The organism is Pseudoalteromonas rubra (genome assembly GCF_005887095.1).
GTDB lineage: Bacteria > Pseudomonadota > Gammaproteobacteria > Enterobacterales > Alteromonadaceae > Pseudoalteromonas > Pseudoalteromonas rubra_E.
The window spans coordinates 1-16,763 of sequence record NZ_PNCI01000002.1; the positions used below are offsets into that span (position 1 = coordinate 1).

The 16,763-nt window shown below is 47.4% G+C and carries 13 protein-coding genes; 3 read left to right on the forward strand and 10 right to left on the reverse strand.

Annotated elements, in window-relative coordinates:
• Positions 1 to 96: 96 nt before the first annotated feature.
• From CWB99_RS01040 to CWB99_RS01060, 5 genes are all read right to left on the reverse strand, one after another.
• Positions 97 to 1,797 (reverse strand): HEAT repeat domain-containing protein, encoded by a 1,701-nt coding sequence (locus CWB99_RS01040; protein WP_138553233.1) that lies wholly within the window; start codon positions 1,795 to 1,797, stop codon positions 97 to 99.
• A complete protein-coding gene (locus CWB99_RS01045) occupies positions 1,794 to 3,641 on the reverse strand; it encodes a hypothetical protein (protein ID WP_138553234.1) in 1,848 nt (615 codons plus the stop codon). Before CWB99_RS01045 ends, CWB99_RS01040 begins: the two co-directional genes overlap by 4 nt.
• Positions 3,642 to 3,900: 259 nt before the next feature.
• Positions 3,901 to 5,232, reverse strand: coding sequence for a cell envelope integrity protein CreD (gene creD, locus CWB99_RS01050; RefSeq protein ID WP_138553235.1), 1,332 nt, complete (start codon positions 5,230 to 5,232; stop codon positions 3,901 to 3,903).
• 77 nt (positions 5,233 to 5,309) lie between these two features.
• The gene (gene creC, locus CWB99_RS01055; protein WP_138553236.1) at positions 5,310 to 6,758 is read right to left on the reverse strand and encodes a two-component system sensor histidine kinase CreC; all 1,449 of its coding nucleotides are present in this window, start codon (positions 6,756 to 6,758) and stop codon (positions 5,310 to 5,312) included.
• Positions 6,755 to 7,426 carry a response regulator gene (locus CWB99_RS01060; RefSeq protein ID WP_138553237.1) on the reverse strand — a complete coding sequence of 224 codons (672 nt, stop codon included), beginning with the start codon at positions 7,424 to 7,426 and terminating at the stop codon, positions 6,755 to 6,757. Before CWB99_RS01060 ends, creC begins: the two co-directional genes overlap by 4 nt.
• Before the next feature lie 171 nt (positions 7,427 to 7,597).
• Here CWB99_RS01060 and CWB99_RS01065 point away from each other — a divergent pair, with 171 nt between their 5' ends.
• Positions 7,598 to 8,392, forward strand: coding sequence for a putative porin (locus CWB99_RS01065; RefSeq protein ID WP_138553238.1), 795 nt, complete (start codon positions 7,598 to 7,600; stop codon positions 8,390 to 8,392).
• 48 nt (positions 8,393 to 8,440) lie between these two features.
• Here CWB99_RS01065 and CWB99_RS01070 read toward each other — a convergent pair whose 3' ends face one another.
• Positions 8,441 to 8,653 carry a helix-turn-helix domain-containing protein gene (locus CWB99_RS01070; protein WP_138553239.1) on the reverse strand — a complete coding sequence of 71 codons (213 nt, stop codon included), beginning with the start codon at positions 8,651 to 8,653 and terminating at the stop codon, positions 8,441 to 8,443.
• Between the two features lie 3 nt (positions 8,654 to 8,656).
• Complete coding sequence (locus tag CWB99_RS01075; RefSeq protein ID WP_138553240.1) at positions 8,657 to 9,172, reverse strand: hypothetical protein; 516 nt, start codon at positions 9,170 to 9,172, stop codon at positions 8,657 to 8,659.
• Positions 9,173 to 9,311: 139 nt separating this feature from the next.
• On the opposite strand from CWB99_RS01075, the gene CWB99_RS01080 reads away from it, so the two are divergent.
• Complete coding sequence (locus tag CWB99_RS01080) at positions 9,312 to 11,381, forward strand: S9 family peptidase (RefSeq protein ID WP_249331588.1); 2,070 nt, start codon at positions 9,312 to 9,314, stop codon at positions 11,379 to 11,381.
• Between the two features lie 79 nt (positions 11,382 to 11,460).
• Here CWB99_RS01080 and CWB99_RS01085 read toward each other — a convergent pair whose 3' ends face one another.
• The 3 genes from CWB99_RS01085 to CWB99_RS01095 form a co-directional block, all read right to left on the reverse strand.
• The gene (locus tag CWB99_RS01085; RefSeq protein WP_138553241.1) at positions 11,461 to 12,351 is read right to left on the reverse strand and encodes a DUF2306 domain-containing protein; all 891 of its coding nucleotides are present in this window, start codon (positions 12,349 to 12,351) and stop codon (positions 11,461 to 11,463) included.
• A gap of 337 nt (positions 12,352 to 12,688) precedes the next feature.
• A complete protein-coding gene (locus CWB99_RS01090) occupies positions 12,689 to 13,870 on the reverse strand; it encodes an acyltransferase family protein (RefSeq protein WP_138553242.1) in 1,182 nt (393 codons plus the stop codon).
• Positions 13,871 to 14,042: 172 nt separating this feature from the next.
• Positions 14,043 to 14,567, reverse strand: a complete 525-nt coding sequence (locus tag CWB99_RS01095; RefSeq protein WP_138553243.1) for a cytochrome b — start codon at positions 14,565 to 14,567, stop codon at positions 14,043 to 14,045.
• 316 nt (positions 14,568 to 14,883) lie between these two features.
• On the opposite strand from CWB99_RS01095, the gene CWB99_RS01100 reads away from it, so the two are divergent.
• Positions 14,884 to 16,758 carry a monovalent cation:proton antiporter-2 (CPA2) family protein gene (locus CWB99_RS01100; protein WP_138553244.1) on the forward strand — a complete coding sequence of 625 codons (1,875 nt, stop codon included), beginning with the start codon at positions 14,884 to 14,886 and terminating at the stop codon, positions 16,756 to 16,758.
• The last annotated feature ends 5 nt before the right edge of the window (positions 16,759 to 16,763 follow it).

The following is a 16,763-nucleotide window of genomic DNA, read 5'->3' on the forward strand; positions in this document are numbered from 1 at the left end:
GTCATATTTGCTCCTTCAAATAGAACAGGTATTAAGTGAAATTGGTATTAACTGGTTTATCCAGAAGACACCGTTTTCCAAAAAGAAGAAAAGGCACTATTGCGCCTTTTCGTCCTTACTGTGTAGCAGTTTTATGATGGCCTTAAAGTTTCGCCGGGAGGTTTCACTTTGCAGCGCCTGACGCAGTATGGGCTTAATTCCCTCTTTATGCTGTTGAGTGGCTAAGGCATTAATCGCAGCCAGTCGAATCGCATCGTCCTGCTCATTGACCGCCATATTCAGCACGGTATCACTGGTTCTGGCACTCATCTGATAATGCCCTAACGCACTGAGCAGCGCTTTTTTATTGCGCTCTGGTGATTTAAAAAAGTGCTGCTCAAGATGTTTGTAGGCCGTGTCAGTTTGCATCATACCCAGTGCACGGATAGATGCTTTTTCAATACGGGCACTGGTGTCCGACAAATGGGTATTGATCAGGGTTTCATGCTGTGGATCGCGACTGTTCCCCAATGCGGTGATCAGACTGGCCGTTTTGCCTTCACTTTCACCCAGCGTGATCTGTTCAGTAATGGCCAGACTTAACTGTGTGGCGGTGTCAGATCCGCTACGATTGTTGAGCAAGATCCCCAATGTCATGTAGAAACTGGATTCGACTTCTGAGTCAAGAGTACTAAAGCCATCGGTCAGCATCCCCAATAGCATGTCCGCAGCCTGCTGTGACAAGGGGGCATTACCCTGAGTCAGCGCGCGCAGCGCACGAAACTGAGTTAAAGGTTGCTTTTCAGCCAGTAATAACTGGCTAAGTAATTGCTGGCTGGTATCCGAGTCGAGTTGTCCTAGTGCATTGAACAGGCGCATCTGAGCTTTATCGTTTAACTCCCCCGAGAGTATGAGCGGCGCCAGAGTGCCAATCACAGCATTGTATTTTTGCAGCAGAATAGACAGGGTATGGGCGTCTATCTGAGTAATATCTTGCGTGGTAATCAACTGGTTTAGCTCAGCCGCCAGCCGTGCTTTCTCAGCGTCACTGAGTTCTGCCTCAGTTGTCTGCCAAGCCGCCAGGTCGTTGTCCAGCTCGTATAAAGTACTCTTAAATGGCTGAGGGGCCAGTGTCAGCGTATAGCTTTGTTGTGAACCAAAGCGCAGATCTGTGCCTGTCAGAGCGAGGGCTTCCTGACCTTCTCTGTGTTTAATAAAGCAAGCTGAGGGCGTAATGAGGTGTGCGGAGTCGAGCACCTCAACACGGTTAAAAGTGGCAAGCTGAGTACGGTCAAAGTCGCTATAGTGCTGTTTGACCATTTTTAACTGTTTACCAGTTTGTTGATATGCTGGCTGATACTGCCCCAGAGTGTCGGGCTCTTTGCTTACCTGACTTATATCGTGTTGATATTGAAGATAATAAGCCAGCCCTTTTAGCTTGTCCTGGGTTTGTTGATCCAGTTTGGTCGCAAAGTAAAAATCACTGATGAGGCCATTTTCCGTCACTTTAAAAGCAAATGCATGCTCATAGCTGGGCAATGGCATGCGCTCTTTGCCCACAGCGGCGGTGACTTGATCCGCTTTAATCGCCCACCAGTTTTTTTCTTGTTCTTTTTTTGCAGGCTTCAGGGAGAGCAGCCCCTGCAAATGCACCATAGACGTTTGTGGGGCACTTTGTAACTTTATATAGTCGAAGGAAGTCTGGGTTTTAATATCAAAGGTGTATTGTGGCTGGCACTGAGTGCCAGCCATCACCTGAAAGCTTGTCAGCGCCGCAAAGGGCGCTGCAAGCAGAGTCAATCGACAAAGATTGATCATAGTTCGATTTCGTCCTCTTTGGAGTACAAAGTCCAGGACTTGTTGAACACGCTGGGTGTTTGATACAACCACAGGTCGTAACGGTGGGTTTTCTTGCCACAAGGGTACGGAATACCCCATTTCTTACACCATTTGACTCCAACGGTTTCCGCATACAAGCCAAACTTTCCAGAGATCACATCCAGATCGTTTTTCAATTCAAGTGCATAGTAAATATGAGGTTTGTTGTTACCAGTAGACACTAGCGCAAAACCAGCGTTAGATTCCATTGCAAAGGTATTATCAATCAAGGTCAAAATAGCCTGAATACCGGCTGATACCAGACCCAAATTAACACCACCGCGCCCAAATGCACCAAAGTCTACATGGAAGAGGTCGCCTTCTGCATATAACTCTGCGTTGTAACCGACAGTGAGTTCAAAACCCAGGTTACCAGTGACACCAGCTTCAACACTCATAGGGACCGGACCTATGGTAAAGCGAGCCTGGGCCAGTACTTTTTCCTCTTCCCAGGATTTTTCCCAGGATTTTTCATATTTCGTGGTGTACTTCTCATCCTCAAACGCAACGTTATTAAAGATGATCATTTCCGATGCATAGCCGGTATTTTGCCCACTGATATAGGCACTGCCGTCATAAGAAATACTGAATAAGGTATTCTGCGCGTTAAAGAAGTAGGCTTCAACCACACCTTCGCCGGCAATACGTCCGCCAGGATCGCCCGTTGGTACAATAAACAATTGACCACTTAAATCCACGCCGACGCTGAATTTAGACTTATCGCCGTAAGATTTATCAAACTCTTTTTCTAATTTGATATTTGCAAGGCCAACTGAGTACTGGGCATCACGTTTAGCCAGGCTTTGTTCAGTATCGGTGCTCTCGCCAGCAAAGAAATAGAAAGGAAGCTGAGCTTCGATCACGTTATTGTCTGTGATGGTTTCAGCATTTTGGGCCAGATCGGTTAACGTGAAACGCACCTGCAATGATTGCTCCTGCGTTGCATCGTATCCCTGATAAATCTGGGTGAGCAGGGCATCATCCAGCGCTATGTCAAAGCCAATGTGCTCATCATGCAAACCAGCTGTGAAGCTGTGAGTGATCTGTGCCTCGTAGGCTTTGGTTTCAGCATTCCAGAAGTGAGTGGTTTGCCAGTTACCATTCACCAAAACTTCTGCAGTAATAACCGTATTGCCCAGGTTGGCACCTTCGTAGTCTGCGGTCAGATAGCCGACCAGATCGGAATGATGTTCACTGGTACCATCGTTGGTGTTGGGCACATCCAGGATCAGTGCCTCCTGACCAAATGTTGCGCTTACCAGTTTGTAGTCGTGACTTTCCAGGACACGCACGTGCACATCGGCAAACGGGAAGTCACCATCTGCAAAGGGTTCATGATCTACCGATGGGTGGTTGTCTTCTTCGACGTCTTCAACATGGTCATCATGAGGGTCTATTTGTGCTATCAGATGATAGTGACCACCCAATAGTGTGTCTGGAATGGTAATGTCAGTTTGGAAGTTGTGGCTGCCCTGTGAGACCTGCGTTAATTCCAATGCGCCAACTTTGTGCACTTCTTCAATTTCGGTTTCTTCACCGTCAGAGGTGTCCAGCTCAGCTGCGTGTACCAGATAAAAGTGTACGTCGACGTCAATATCCTTAAAGCCGGTGATATCAACATCGTAGAAGACCGTCACCGTTGTGTTCGGTTCCAGCGTTTCAAGCGGACCTGTGGATACTTTGGTGATGGCAATATTGCTTTGTGCGTCGTTACTGCCGAGTTCACAACCCGACAGCATGGTTAGCATCGCTCCGGCTAACATAGCACGTGTAAAATGGCGCATTGTATTTCCTACTCTATTCTTACCCAATGTTCAGTATATCGCAAAAATATGGAGGAATAATGAGTTTGGATGGAGTTTAGTTACAAATGCCATCTTGAAGTACTAACCGGGGTGTAGTTGAAGGTGCGAAAGCCAGTCTGATTGAATTATTTGTGCTGATATTTTCAATTATCGAGTCGGGCTTGTTTGCTCTTTCAGGTATCAGGTCAACGGCCAGGCACCTGAGTGAACCGCTCGGGTGCCTGGGCGTCAATGTCCGTTATTGAGTTGATGCTTCTGAGTTTTGTCTGACAGGCACCTTAGCGGCACCGTACCAGTTAACATGCCGGGTTGCGAGCATGACAACTGCGAGTACAACAAAGCATACGAGGCTGCCCATGAGCAACGCATAGTGTTCGGCACTCAGCATAGCGTAGAGCATGGCATACAATGCACTGAGTCCGGCAAAATAACTGATACTCAGTCGTGCACTTTGCAGGATCCCCCAAATGTAGCTCACAAGCAATATAATTGCCGCCAGTGCGGATAGGGTATAAGCCCAACTAAATCCAAGGTGTTCGCTCAGAGAAATCAGCAACAAGTAAAAAACCGCCAAAGATAAGCCGACAAAGCCATATTGTACTGGGTGGATGGCTATGGATTTACTCAGTTCCAGCAAAAAGAAGCTCGACATCACCAAAATAATCACCAACAGGGCATAGTTGGTGGCGCGATGACTCTTAAGGTAATGATCGACCGGGTCCACCAGGCGTACGCCCATATTACGTGCTTCTAATGCTTCACATTGGTTGCCAAAGAGACAACGTGAGAAAAGCTCTTTCATATTGGTCGCAAAGTAGCTGGTTTCCCAGCTGGCACTAAAGTGAGTGTCACTGATATCAGAGCGAACGGGCAGATAATCCCCCTGAAAACTGGGGTGTGGCCAGTTGGCTTCGAGCGAGACCTGAGTGTGCACTCCCAGAGGCGCGACAGCCAAAGTGCTCATGCCTTGCAAGTGCAGTTGGATATCAAATGTCACAGCTGTCTGCTCCAGTTCTGCCAGAGTCAGTGGAATATGCACGCCCTCGTCAATTGAGTTAAGTGTGGTCCCCGGAATAAGTGTGTGTGTCTGGCCATTTATTGAGACCTGCGTGTTTTGGCCAATCCCCCGGATATCACTGATCCCCATTACCATGCTCAGGCGGGTCAACGGCAGCTGAGTTAAATCATGCAATTGTTGCTTATCAAAATGGCCTGTCAGCTTCAAGTCTGCGCGATATAGCTGTGCTTTGTAGATGCTGCGGTATTTTTCAAAGGTGTCTAGCGTGCCCGATACCGTCAACTGTTCAGGAAGTATGACATGGCGATGCTTTTGCGGTGTTTGCACGCCGTCGATCATCTTGGTTACTTCGTATTCGGCGTAAAGAAATGGTGCTATTAAAGATTGGGTGCCACTGGTGCTGCGGGCTATTTCCTGTTGCACCTTGTGCTGAGTGGATGATCGCTCGTCGATTAGGTCGCTGATCATGGCGATGGGGATCATCAGCAATACGATGATTGCGGCGATGATGGCTAATTTAATCCCGGTTTTTTCTGTAATTTGTTGTGTCATAAGTGTCTCGGTTAAACCTGATGCAGATACAGGCTAACCGAGCTGATTGGTGTTTAGATGGCGCTTATGTGGGGATCTTATGGTGTTTTTATGGTGAAGGTGGCCATGACTCCCTGCTCATGATTACCGATAGCCAGCTTCCCCTGATGCAGCCTGGCAATTCTTTCGACAAAGTTGAGGCCCAGCCCGGTACTTTTTGTTCCATTCGCGCGTGCCAGGGAATAAAACCGTTCACATAACCTGGGCAGGGCATAATCCGGAATTGCCGGGCCCGTGTTATAAATGCTGAATGTGCAGGTGTCGCTGCTGTGTGTGACGGACAGGCGGATCTCGCCCTGTGGTGTGACAAAGTCCAGTGCGTTTTCAAGCAGGTTGAGCAAGGCTTGCTGTAACAGGAATGGATCGCCATTGACGCTTGTTATTTGACTGCACGAGGTATTGAAGGTTGCTGACTTTTGCATTAGTCGGTTTGTAAGTATTTGCTCATATTTGTTGAGCAGGGGCGCAATCGGCACCGTTTGTCGAGTGTTCAGAGCAGGTAATTGCTCCAGCCGGGCCAGCTCGAGCAATCTATCAATCAGTTGCTGCATACGGAGCGTTTCTCGCTCTATATTACCTGCAAACTGCTGGCGCTTGTCCTCGCTCAGGGGCATCTGTAATAGTTCACTGGCGCCTTTGATACCAGAAAGCGGACTTTTCAGTTCGTGGGTGAGCGTTTCGATATACTGCTCGATATACACTTTGCCGTCGAGCTGGTTTCGCATCTGTTCTAAGGCGTCACTCAGTTGACGATATTCGTAGAAGATCCGAAACTGGGGTTTAGCAGCCTGTTCACCCAGGCCCATTTTTCTGGCGTATTCAGCCAGCTTTGTGACTGCGGAATTGACGCGCCAGGCGATCAGGGCACCTATCAACAGGGCCAGTAAACTCAGCAGGCCGAGCCATTTTAAGATCCGCTGCTGGCTGTGCTCAATAAATGGCTGAACAGAACGATTGGCTTTGGCAACGGTGAGGCTGCCGATGATCTTACTTTGATATATCACAGGTGCGGCAACATGCATGACGGTTGATAAAGGATCCTTTGGGTCGGTGGCACTTGAGCGCGCACCGTACTCACCACGCAATGTCAGATAGACATCATTCCACTGAGAAAAGTCACTGCCGACGTCTTTTTGCCACGAGTCGGCAACCACAATGCCGTTGTGATCGGTGAGGTAAATGCGGTGCGACATGTTGGTTTTTTCTATTCCCCAGATTGCGGCATCCACTTTGCGTTGCCCATATACCCGCATCAATTCCACTAACCGGCTATTGTCTGCACTTCCCCGGGCCAAATCTTCCGCCACAACAACAGATAATAAGTTGGCCATATCCACCAGGGTTTCTTCTGTGGCTTGTCGAATGGTGGGTTTAATTTCACGCAGCATGGTGTTGCTGATCACATAGGTCGTCAGTAGTACCATGATGAGGTATAAAAAGAAAAACCTCAGCCCCAGAGGGATGCGAGGCCAGTGTAGTGACTTCACACAAACTCCTCGAAGTAATACCCAAATCCGCGCTTAGTTTTTAACGATTCAGAACAGCCTAATTGTTTCATTTTTATTCGTATTGCTTTGATATGGCTGTCAATATTCCGCTCATATCCGCAATCTGCCGGGGCTTGAGTGGCATCCAATAGCTGTGCTCGGCTTAGCACATTCGGTGAGTGTGTGATCAGGGCATGAACCACTTTAAACTCCAGTGCCGTCAGGCCAAGCGCCATTCCCTGGTAGTAATAATCAAAGTTTTTAGCCTCCCATTTCTTTACCGATTGAACGGGTGTAGTCGCAGCAGCTGGCTGAGGCTTTCTTAATCTGAGCTTCACCCGCGCGAGCATTTCTCTTGGACTAAAAGGTTTAGTGACATAATCGTCAGCACCAATTTCAAGACCTACCACGCGATCGATTTCATCACCCCGCGCGGTTAAAAAGATAATAGGCACCGTAGAAAACTGGCGCAGTTGCTTGCACAAGTCAAAGCCATTGCCATCGGGTAAGCCAACATCCAGGATCACTAAGTCGGCGGTCTGCTGTTGCAAGTACGTCAGCCCGTCGCCGGCGGTGGTAAACCATTGCACGTCAAACCCGTCCATCTCCAGAATATGAACCAGCGTATCGGCAATCGCAGGTTCATCTTCAATTATCACTATGCTCATCTGTTGTCGTTGTCTGTTTGTGTAAAGAGTCGCTAAACATATTACCCGTAAAGCAAAAAACGGTAAAACACTGAAAAAGTCATTGCGCGTTCAGTTAAGTCTCTATATTATGCGCGGCGCTCACAGAGTCGTGAGCAATACCGCTTTACTATATGGAAATAAAGGGTTTTTATGAAAAAGCTACTCACACTTGCGGCACTCGCCGTTATTACCGCCACATCCGCTCATGCCACAGAGACCAAGCAATGGTTTAACAGTGCAACCTATACTGATCAGGACCGTACCTTTGATAACGATGCGTTGATGCTAAGCAGCCGTTATTTCTTTGCTCCGCAACAGAACTCAGGTGTTTGGGATGATTATGGTTACCTGGATACAGACAGCAATGTGGGCCTGAGTTACTACAACGATGAGTATATGAACCGCTTTTCTTTTGCCGGTGAGGGATATTTCAGCAAAGAAGTATTCGTGGTTGGTCAAGTCAGCGACCTGGGTGAAATAGATGACCATTACACTTACGGTATCGGGTATCTGTACAACGACAAGCTGAAGCTGAGTGTTCGTCGCAATGAGTCTGACCTGGGATCAGACAGCACCTGGTTAAAAGCTGAGTATAATCATCAGCTCAATGACACCGATTATTTAGGTGTGACTATCGATACAGATGACGAGATGGACAACTACACAGTATCTGGCCGCTACTTTATGCACCTGGATGCTGAGCGTTATATCAGCGTGGATGTATCTCACCATGAGATCGATTTAGGTTACACCGATGAGTCGTATACCAATGCTTTGGTAAACTATTACTTTAACCGCAACATTGCTGTAGGCGTTGGCTCTTATGACTCCGATTTGGCGTTGCAGGGTAAGTACTTTTTCAACGACAGCTACTATCTGACTGCCGAATACATTGACCGTGATGCCGGTGAAGAGACCAGCTTAAAGTTTGTCGCTCAGTTTTAATTCATTTATGAAGCCTGGGGTTGCAGTGAAGCCTGCAACCCTGGGTTGTTATTCCCCATCTGGTTTAAAGGCCAGCAGATCGCCAGGCTGACACTCTAAATAATGACAGATCTGTGCCAGTGTTTCGAAGCGCACACCTTTGACCTTGCCGCGCTTGAGCAAGGATAGATTCGCTTCGGTGATCCCTATGGCTTTAGCCAGCTCCTTTGATGACACTTTACGCATTGCCATTACTACGTCTAAGTTGACAACAATTTCCATGGCTTAAATAAACTCCTTGTTTTCGTCTTCTATTTCTTTTGCCGCTTTGAGCAGGTAAGCCACCACAGCAAATAGTCCGAGTGTCATGAGTTCACCAAAAGGGATTTTTAACACCACCTGATTGGAGTGGTAAAGCGTGTGATACCAGTAATCCAGCGAGAAAGTCAGGCCCGATGAATACAGTTCCAGTGCGATTTTTGTCCAGATAAAGCCCAGATAGCAAGTGTAACAACTATTGTGAAAGAACAGCCCCGTGCTAAATAGTTTCATCAGCCGAATGATCCAGTACACACTCAAAAGCATTCCTGCCAGCAGTGGGACAGTAAGAGCAAACAAAACGCCGTTACCTACTTGCTCACTTTGCCACAGTAAGTCGAACGACTCGCTATCTAGATAACGCACTTGCCCGTTGACGATAAGCTGATAAGCCAGAAACGAAATTACGATGCCACTGATACCCAGCACAGCAGCACGGAAGGTACCGCACCAGCGCTGAATTTTGTCTGTTGATTTGACCATAAAGATCCCTTCTTTCTATGTTGTTCTTGATAAGAATCATATCATACAGAAACTAATTTCTGAAAAAAGAAAATAAATTATCGTTTTACAATAATAATAAATCGTGTAATGATGTTTTTCAACAAGCAGAAGGAGTGACATGATGACGAATAAAAATAAATTAACCAGACTGACGCTAAGTGTTGCACTAAGCACCATACTTGGTACTACGGCTGCGTTGTCGGGTTGTACGCTGAGCGATAAGCAGCCTATCCGCGAGACAGAGTCGGTTCAGCATGTGTCGGCATTTGTGGATGTTGAGAGTTTATTCAGTACCAGTGAGAAAAAGTCGATATCGATGTCAAAGGATGGCAAATGGATAGCATTTCTGAAAATGCACAATGGCGCACATAACTTGTTTGTGGTTGCTGCCGATGAGCCTGATATGACACCAGTGCCAGTCACCAACCTTATCGACTCGGTTGATAGTTTTATCTGGTCTGTCAATCACAATGAAATTATTTTTTCTAAGGATCATCAGGGTAATGAGAATAGCCAGATTTACAAACTGGCGCTGAACGATAAGGCGCCGACAGCCAGTACCATGACCCGGCTCACCCATGATGATAAGGTTGATTACAGCCTGCTGGGGCAATCGGAGCTGAATGCAGATGTGCTCGTTGTTGCAGCGAATCACCTTACACCCGAGCGGATCGATTACTTTCATCTGAGCGTGGATACAGGCAAGCTGACCCAAACCCAGACCAACAGTGTGAGCCTGTTCGAGGCGCAGTTGAGTAAATCCGGCCAGGTAGCATTAGGATTGGCGCTTAATGCGGACAATTCCAGAAGTATGTACAGATTCACTGATGGACGCTGGCTCAAGGTGATGACAACTGAGCCGGGCGAGATACTGGAGCTCATCAGTTTCGATGAACAAACCAATACTGCATTTGTGGCAGGTAGCATCGAAGGTCGTGATAAGCAGGAGCTCATTAAAGTGGACCTGGAGAGCAAATCTATTGAAACGGTGCACCTTGATCCAGAAAATAGCTCTGATCTGCATCATGTTGTGTTTGATGAGCAAGGACAGCCACTGATCGTCTCGTATTATGGTGGTCGGTTGCGTAATTACCCACTGACAGACGCCGCGGCTAAAGCGCTGAAACAAATAAAAAGTCGCTTCACTCAGGATATTGAAGTAAAAGTAGACAAGATTAATCATAAGGAAGACCAGTGGCTCCTGACCGTGTCATTTGCCGACCAGCCAGATCAAAAATATGCTTATTATCCGGCTCAGGATGAGCTGACAGGTTTGTTGAATGAAGCGCCCGGATTTGACCCAACCCTTTTGGGAGACAGAAAGTCGATTACCTATACGGCATCTGATGGGGTTGAAATCCAGGCATATCTGACCTTACCTAAGAATTTAAATAAGAATCTGCCAACCATAGTGCTGCCACATGGCGGACCTTGGGCGAGAGATCAGTGGGGCTACAGTAGCGGTTATTTTGTACCCGTAGCTCATTATTTTGCAAACCGTGGTTATGCCGTGCTGCAACCTAACTTTCGCGGGTCTCTCGGGTTTGGTAAGCGCTTTGTTCAGCTTGGCGAGAAAAACTGGGGCACCGGCACCATGCAGCATGATCTGACAGATGGCGTAAATTATCTGATAGAGCAGGGCATTGCAGACAAACAGCGCGTTGGTATTATGGGGGCTTCGTATGGCGGGTATGCTGCGCTGGCCGGTGCGACATTTACGCCAGATGTATATAAAGCCGTGATTTCTTATGTTGGTCCATCCAGCCTGGTGACTTTGATGGAATCTTTCCCAGCGCATTACCGCCCTTATCTGGGCACCTGGTATGTTTCAGTGGGAGACCCAGAGGTAGCCCAGGACAGAGCCGATATGGAATCGCGCTCGCCGATTAACTTTGTCGACCAAATCAAAGCGCCTTTGATGTTGGTGCAAGGTGCAAATGACCCTCGAGTTACCCAGGTTGAGTCGGATAATATTGCCAGAGCGCTGGCAGCTAAAAACCATCCCGTCGAGTACATTCTCGCGAAAGATGAAGGTCACGGCTTTATGAAGCAAAGCAATAAACTGGCGTCGATTGTTGCGATGGAACGGTTTTTTGCCAAACACCTGGGTGGTGGTACTTCGAACAAGGTAGACCCGGCGATTAGTGCACATTTGGAAACACTGCGTGTTGATATCAAAAAACTATAGAAGCGCTAATCGGTTTTTATGAAAGTAAAACAGGGCGATTAAATCGCCCTGCTTTTTATGATCTTGTAAGTACTCGAAATTAAATAGAGATGGGCCCTTCAGACATAACTGAGAGCAGAAAAGGTGTATAGCCCACGATGCCGATTAGCATAAGTAAGGTCAATACACACAAAGTGATACTGACACCTAGTTTTACTGATGTCTTGCGGTTTGCCTGAGCATAAAAGTATAGCTGCGCTGTTAATAGCGGGATCAGAAAGCAGCCAAAAGTCCACATTGAGAAAAAGGGATCGCCAAATGCGGGGTTAAGGCCCAATGTGGTGCCTGTGATCAGGTAACTGAATACTCCCACTCTCAGAAACCATTGCGCATTAGAAACCAGAAACAAACAGATGGCCCACTTTCTGTGACTTGTCATGTCTTTCTTTATCGCACTGTGTACTGTTAAATAGGCGAACCCCAGGATCAACGACCCATTGATACTGGTGCCTATGTCGCCCAATTGGACAGGGCTTGTGTCTCTGAACCACACCAGATAATAACCTGAGAGGGCCAGCAAGATGACGGTAAACAGATAAACGTAACCATTGATTCTGTGGAAAACTGGAAAGCGGCTGCGCATTTTGGGAATAAGTTGAAATACACCACCAAACGCGACAATGCCTGCACCGATTGCGTGGGCAGCAAAAGCCAGGTTACCTGCAAAGTCTCCGGCATGATAGGGGGTCGCCCCCATCACCTCCCAGCGATTCCAGATCTCCATATTGTCGTTGATCACTGAAAATCCGTAGAACTTGATGATGTAATAAAAGAAAAACCATTGCCCGAGCAGCACGGATAGAAACCAGAATATCACACTGTAACTGAGTGCGTTCCGTGCGGCCTGTAATGACAGAGGCTGGCGCGACTTTATTGTGGTTGTTTTTTTAATCGCTTCTGCTGCAGAAGCATTTTCGAGTGTTTTGTCCATTTTGACGTCCCCTTAATTGTGAATATGTTGGCAAGTTTGCTGAAAGGGAAATGTTCTGTCGTTCGAATGGGCCTTTTAGAACCTAATTTATAAGACAAGGTACAAGAAAGCAGGCGCTTAAAGCGATGCTCAGTAGGCGAGGTGCCGGTTGGAAAACAGCTTTAAAAGAAGGGGGATGGTATCAAAATAAAAAATTATAACCATACTAATCAAATGATTAGTGTTTTTCTATCGTGTTTTTACTGATAGCAGGTAGCACCTCATCTACCTGCTTTTACATCGTCTAAATAAATTGCTTAGTGTACGTCGCCCAGCGATCAGTTAACCGGGTTTATAGTTATGAAATGGGCGTAGCTTGTTGCTGGGAGCGGGCTGTTTTAACCCTTTTTCCGTTGAGCAAGACACCTATCAAGGTGTGTCTGACCAGTAGTTGATAGCTTAGCAGACCGAGTGCCATGGTCGCAGACACGGCAACGAACATTTTAAGCCAGGGCGACAAAGTGGTATTACTCAGTGGGAACTGGATATAAATTAGTATCGGTACATGGATAAGGTATATCCAGTAAGAGGCATCCGATAAATACTTGTTTAGCTGACTGAATTGGTTGAGCCATTTATAGCCTGCCAAAAAGGCAACCCCAGTCCAGGCCACAATCGCAATCGACTGAGCAATAACAACAAAGATATCGATATGCTCAGGTGTTGTTACGCCTGTATTGGCCGCGCGAATTATGGCTTCCAACGAGGGGGAAGATGGCATGAGATAAAAATAAGGCACTAATGACAGGCATGCCATTATTAACAAAGGAATAAAGTAACGGGCATACTGCTGCACACGGATATGATGGTGGTAAAGTCCGGCACCGACCAGGAATAGGACACCGTAAAAGTCATAGGACCAAAGCTCCGGATAGAGTTTATCAGGTGCCGGAAACGGTACCAGCTGCTGATATAGTGCGACCGTAAGCAAAATGGGTAAAGCCACAAGCAGAAAAGCCGGGCGGACAACTACTGCCAATATCGACTGATAGAGACTGGCGTGTTTTTGCAACAGCCAACATAGTAAACAGAACTGGGTCAGATTCCATAAAAACCATAAATGCATGGTCGAGATAATCGGCTCTTTCACAGACTGAAAAACCGTAAACAGGGCTGGTTTTTCGTGAGCGATTTCAGCTCCCCAGCCAAGCGCATGGTACAGTACCAGCATGGTCAGAGGAAAAAACACCACAAATGGCAGCAATACGCGTTTAAGGCGATTAATAATAAAGCCATTGCCACCACGTTTGCTGATTAACAGGGCCGCACAAAATCCGGCGATGACAAAAAACAGCGGCATTCTGAATAAGTGTGACCAGATTGCAAAGTAGTCAAATGCGACGTGGTTGGTTGGATCGGCGGTAAACCAGATATTTGAAAAGTAAGGGCCATAGGCCAGCGCAGCATGAAACACGACACCCAGTAACAGAGCCAGACTACGCAGGTTGTCTATATAGTGAAAACGAGGAGATGATTGCATAACGTTTATCCTTAAAAACTGCAACTTTGCACAGATTATCACCAAATGTCTTGAGGGAACAACTATATGGGAACAATCGTGTGATTCTATCAACGCTGTAATTAAGTAAATTCGTTGCTTTGCTATTCAGCAGGGTGTCCGGCGCCTAAAAAAGCGCTCTTTAGTGTTTAGTTCACAACATTCTTTGCAATATTGCTCGTCCATCAAGCTGATGCTTTATCACTGCCACAATATGTAAAGTGATCATGGACAGCAACAGAACATTGCTGAGCACGTGCATTCGGGCAAATACGTCCTGCAGGCTCGTGTTACTGAGCAAAGGCGGCACAGTAAACAGGCCAAACACGCAGAACGAACGCTGCATCATTAATACACCGGAGCACATCACAATAGTCGTAAGCAAGTAAATGAATTTATGCGCTGCACAGGCGAGGTTTGCGTGGCGTAAGCTGAGTTGTTCGAGTTGGGTCGGTGGTGTGCAGGTAATTCTGTGTACCAGACGCCAGAGGAATAGCGGAAAATAGACGAAGGTCAAAGAGACATTGAAGGTACTGAGTGTTCTTTTGGTTGTGCTGTCGACTTCAAATAAAGCCATGTAAAAACCAGACAGCATCGCCCACAGGATCACGGCGGCTGAGATCCAGTGCAGCGCACGTGCCGTGCGGTCAAACTTATCTGTTGAAGTTGTGTACGTCATTTTTGCAGTCCTTTTTTTACTCACGCTACGCTGTGGAGAGTTAAAACACGGTTAACACTCCGATGCAGTGAACCTTTTACCTTGGCTGTCGAAACGGACAGTGTGTCTGTGTCACCATTACATCATCCATAGATCAGCCTGAGTCAGCATACTTGCCCTTTTCGTACTAAAGTTTAGAAGGTCACTGCGCGAAATTGGGATGTCTGAATATGAAAAAAAATAAAGTACTAAGTGTTATCGGATCAACGCCTTGCGCCACACTCGAAGCGTTCAAAACCGAGTGTCAGGCTGCAGTAAAAGTAGCAGGTGGCCGCGCATGACTGGCTATTTTATACAGGCCTTTGTTTATCTGGCAGCCGCCGTCATTATGGTGCCGCTGGCAAAAAAACTGGGGCTGGGCTCGGTACTTGGCTACCTCATTGCTGGGGTGATAATTGGCCCTTTGTCTGGCATGGTGGGCGAAGAAACTCTGACAATTCAGCATTTTGCCGAGTTTGGGGTGGTTATGATGTTGTTTCTGGTCGGACTGGAGCTGCATCCTCAAATGCTTTGGCAAATGCGCCATCGGCTACTAGGCTTGGGCGGGTTGCAGGTCACCGGCAGCGCAGTTCTTTTGGCGTTCATTGCCTGGTTACTGGGGCAGCCTGTGAGCGTTGCAGTGGCAATCGGCTTGGTATTCTCTTTATCTTCTACAGCGATTGTACTGCAAACCTTTAATGAAAAAGGCCTGACAAAGACAGAAGGCGGGCACAATGCCTTTTCAGTGTTGCTGATGCAAGATATTGCCGTGATCCCCATACTGGCATTTATTCCGGTTTTGGCACTGCCCGAGTTGGTCAGTGCTGCACAGACGATGCAAGCCACGGCGCAGCACCATGAATCACTGAGCTTAGTGGCTGGGTTGCCAACCTGGGCCTATGCCGGAGCGATTTTTGCCAGCATCGCAGGGGTTGTCGTGATAGGGCACTACCTGAGTCGCCCCTTGTTTCATTATGTTGCTAACTCAGGGTTACGGGAGATCTTTGTTGCAACCGCCTTGTTGCTTGTCATTGGTATTGCCGCTCTGATGAGCCTGGTGGGGTTATCTCCGGCTTTAGGCACCTTTCTGGCGGGGGTGGTACTGGCCAACAGTGAATTTCGTCATGAGCTGGAATCAAATATTGAGCCCTTCAAGGGCTTATTGCTGGGGCTGTTTTTCATTACGGTTGGGGCTGGTATTAACTTTGCCATACTGTCTGAGCACCTGCTTCTGATCATCACACTCACGCTGACGGTGATGCTGGTTAAAGCTGGCGTACTGTGGGCGCTGGCGATGCTGTTCAAAATCCACAACAGTGACCGTTGGTTATTTGCTCTGAGTTTGTCTCAGGCTGGCGAGTTTGGTTTTGTACTTTTGAGTTACGCATTGCAAAATCATGTTATTCCGGCCTCGACTGTGAGCTTGCTACAACTCGTTGTGGCCTTATCCATGTTCCTGACACCTATGCTGTTTATTCTCTACGACAAAGTCATATTACCGCGCTATCAGCAGACCACCAATCCACAGGCATATGATGATATCCAGGAGCAGGGTCAGGTGATTATTGCGGGAATTGGTCGGTTTGGTCAGATTGTCAATCGATTACTGATCGCCAATGGCGTACACACAGTGGTTATGGATCTCGATGTGAATCAGGTTGAGTCAATGCGTCGGATACAGGTCAAAGCCTACTTTGGAGATGCGACACGGCCTGAGCTATTGCACACAGCCGGTATTGAACAGGCCGCGTTACTGGTTGTCGCCATTGATGATAGGGAAAGTGCCAGAGCACTGGTGCATGCGGTTAAGCAAAGCCACCCGGGCGTAACCGTGCTGGCCAGGGCGTTCGACAGGGGGCATCACTATGAATTAAAACACGCTGGTGCCGATGTGATTGTCAGTGAGACGTATCATTCAGCATTGGATCTGGGTGCTAGTGCACTGACTTGCCTTGGTTTTGAGCCTGCACTTGCCGAGCAGAAAAAACAGGCTTTCTGGGAAACCGAAAAAGCAGCATCAGAGCAACTGTATGATACCTGGCAACATGGCAGTGAAGGACAGCAGTACGATCACGATTATCGTAAGCTCTTTATCCAGACTGAAGAGGCCATCAAACAAGCCATGCAATCCGACATCGCCGATGAACAGGGGCACGGAGGTAAAAGGCGCTGAGTAGG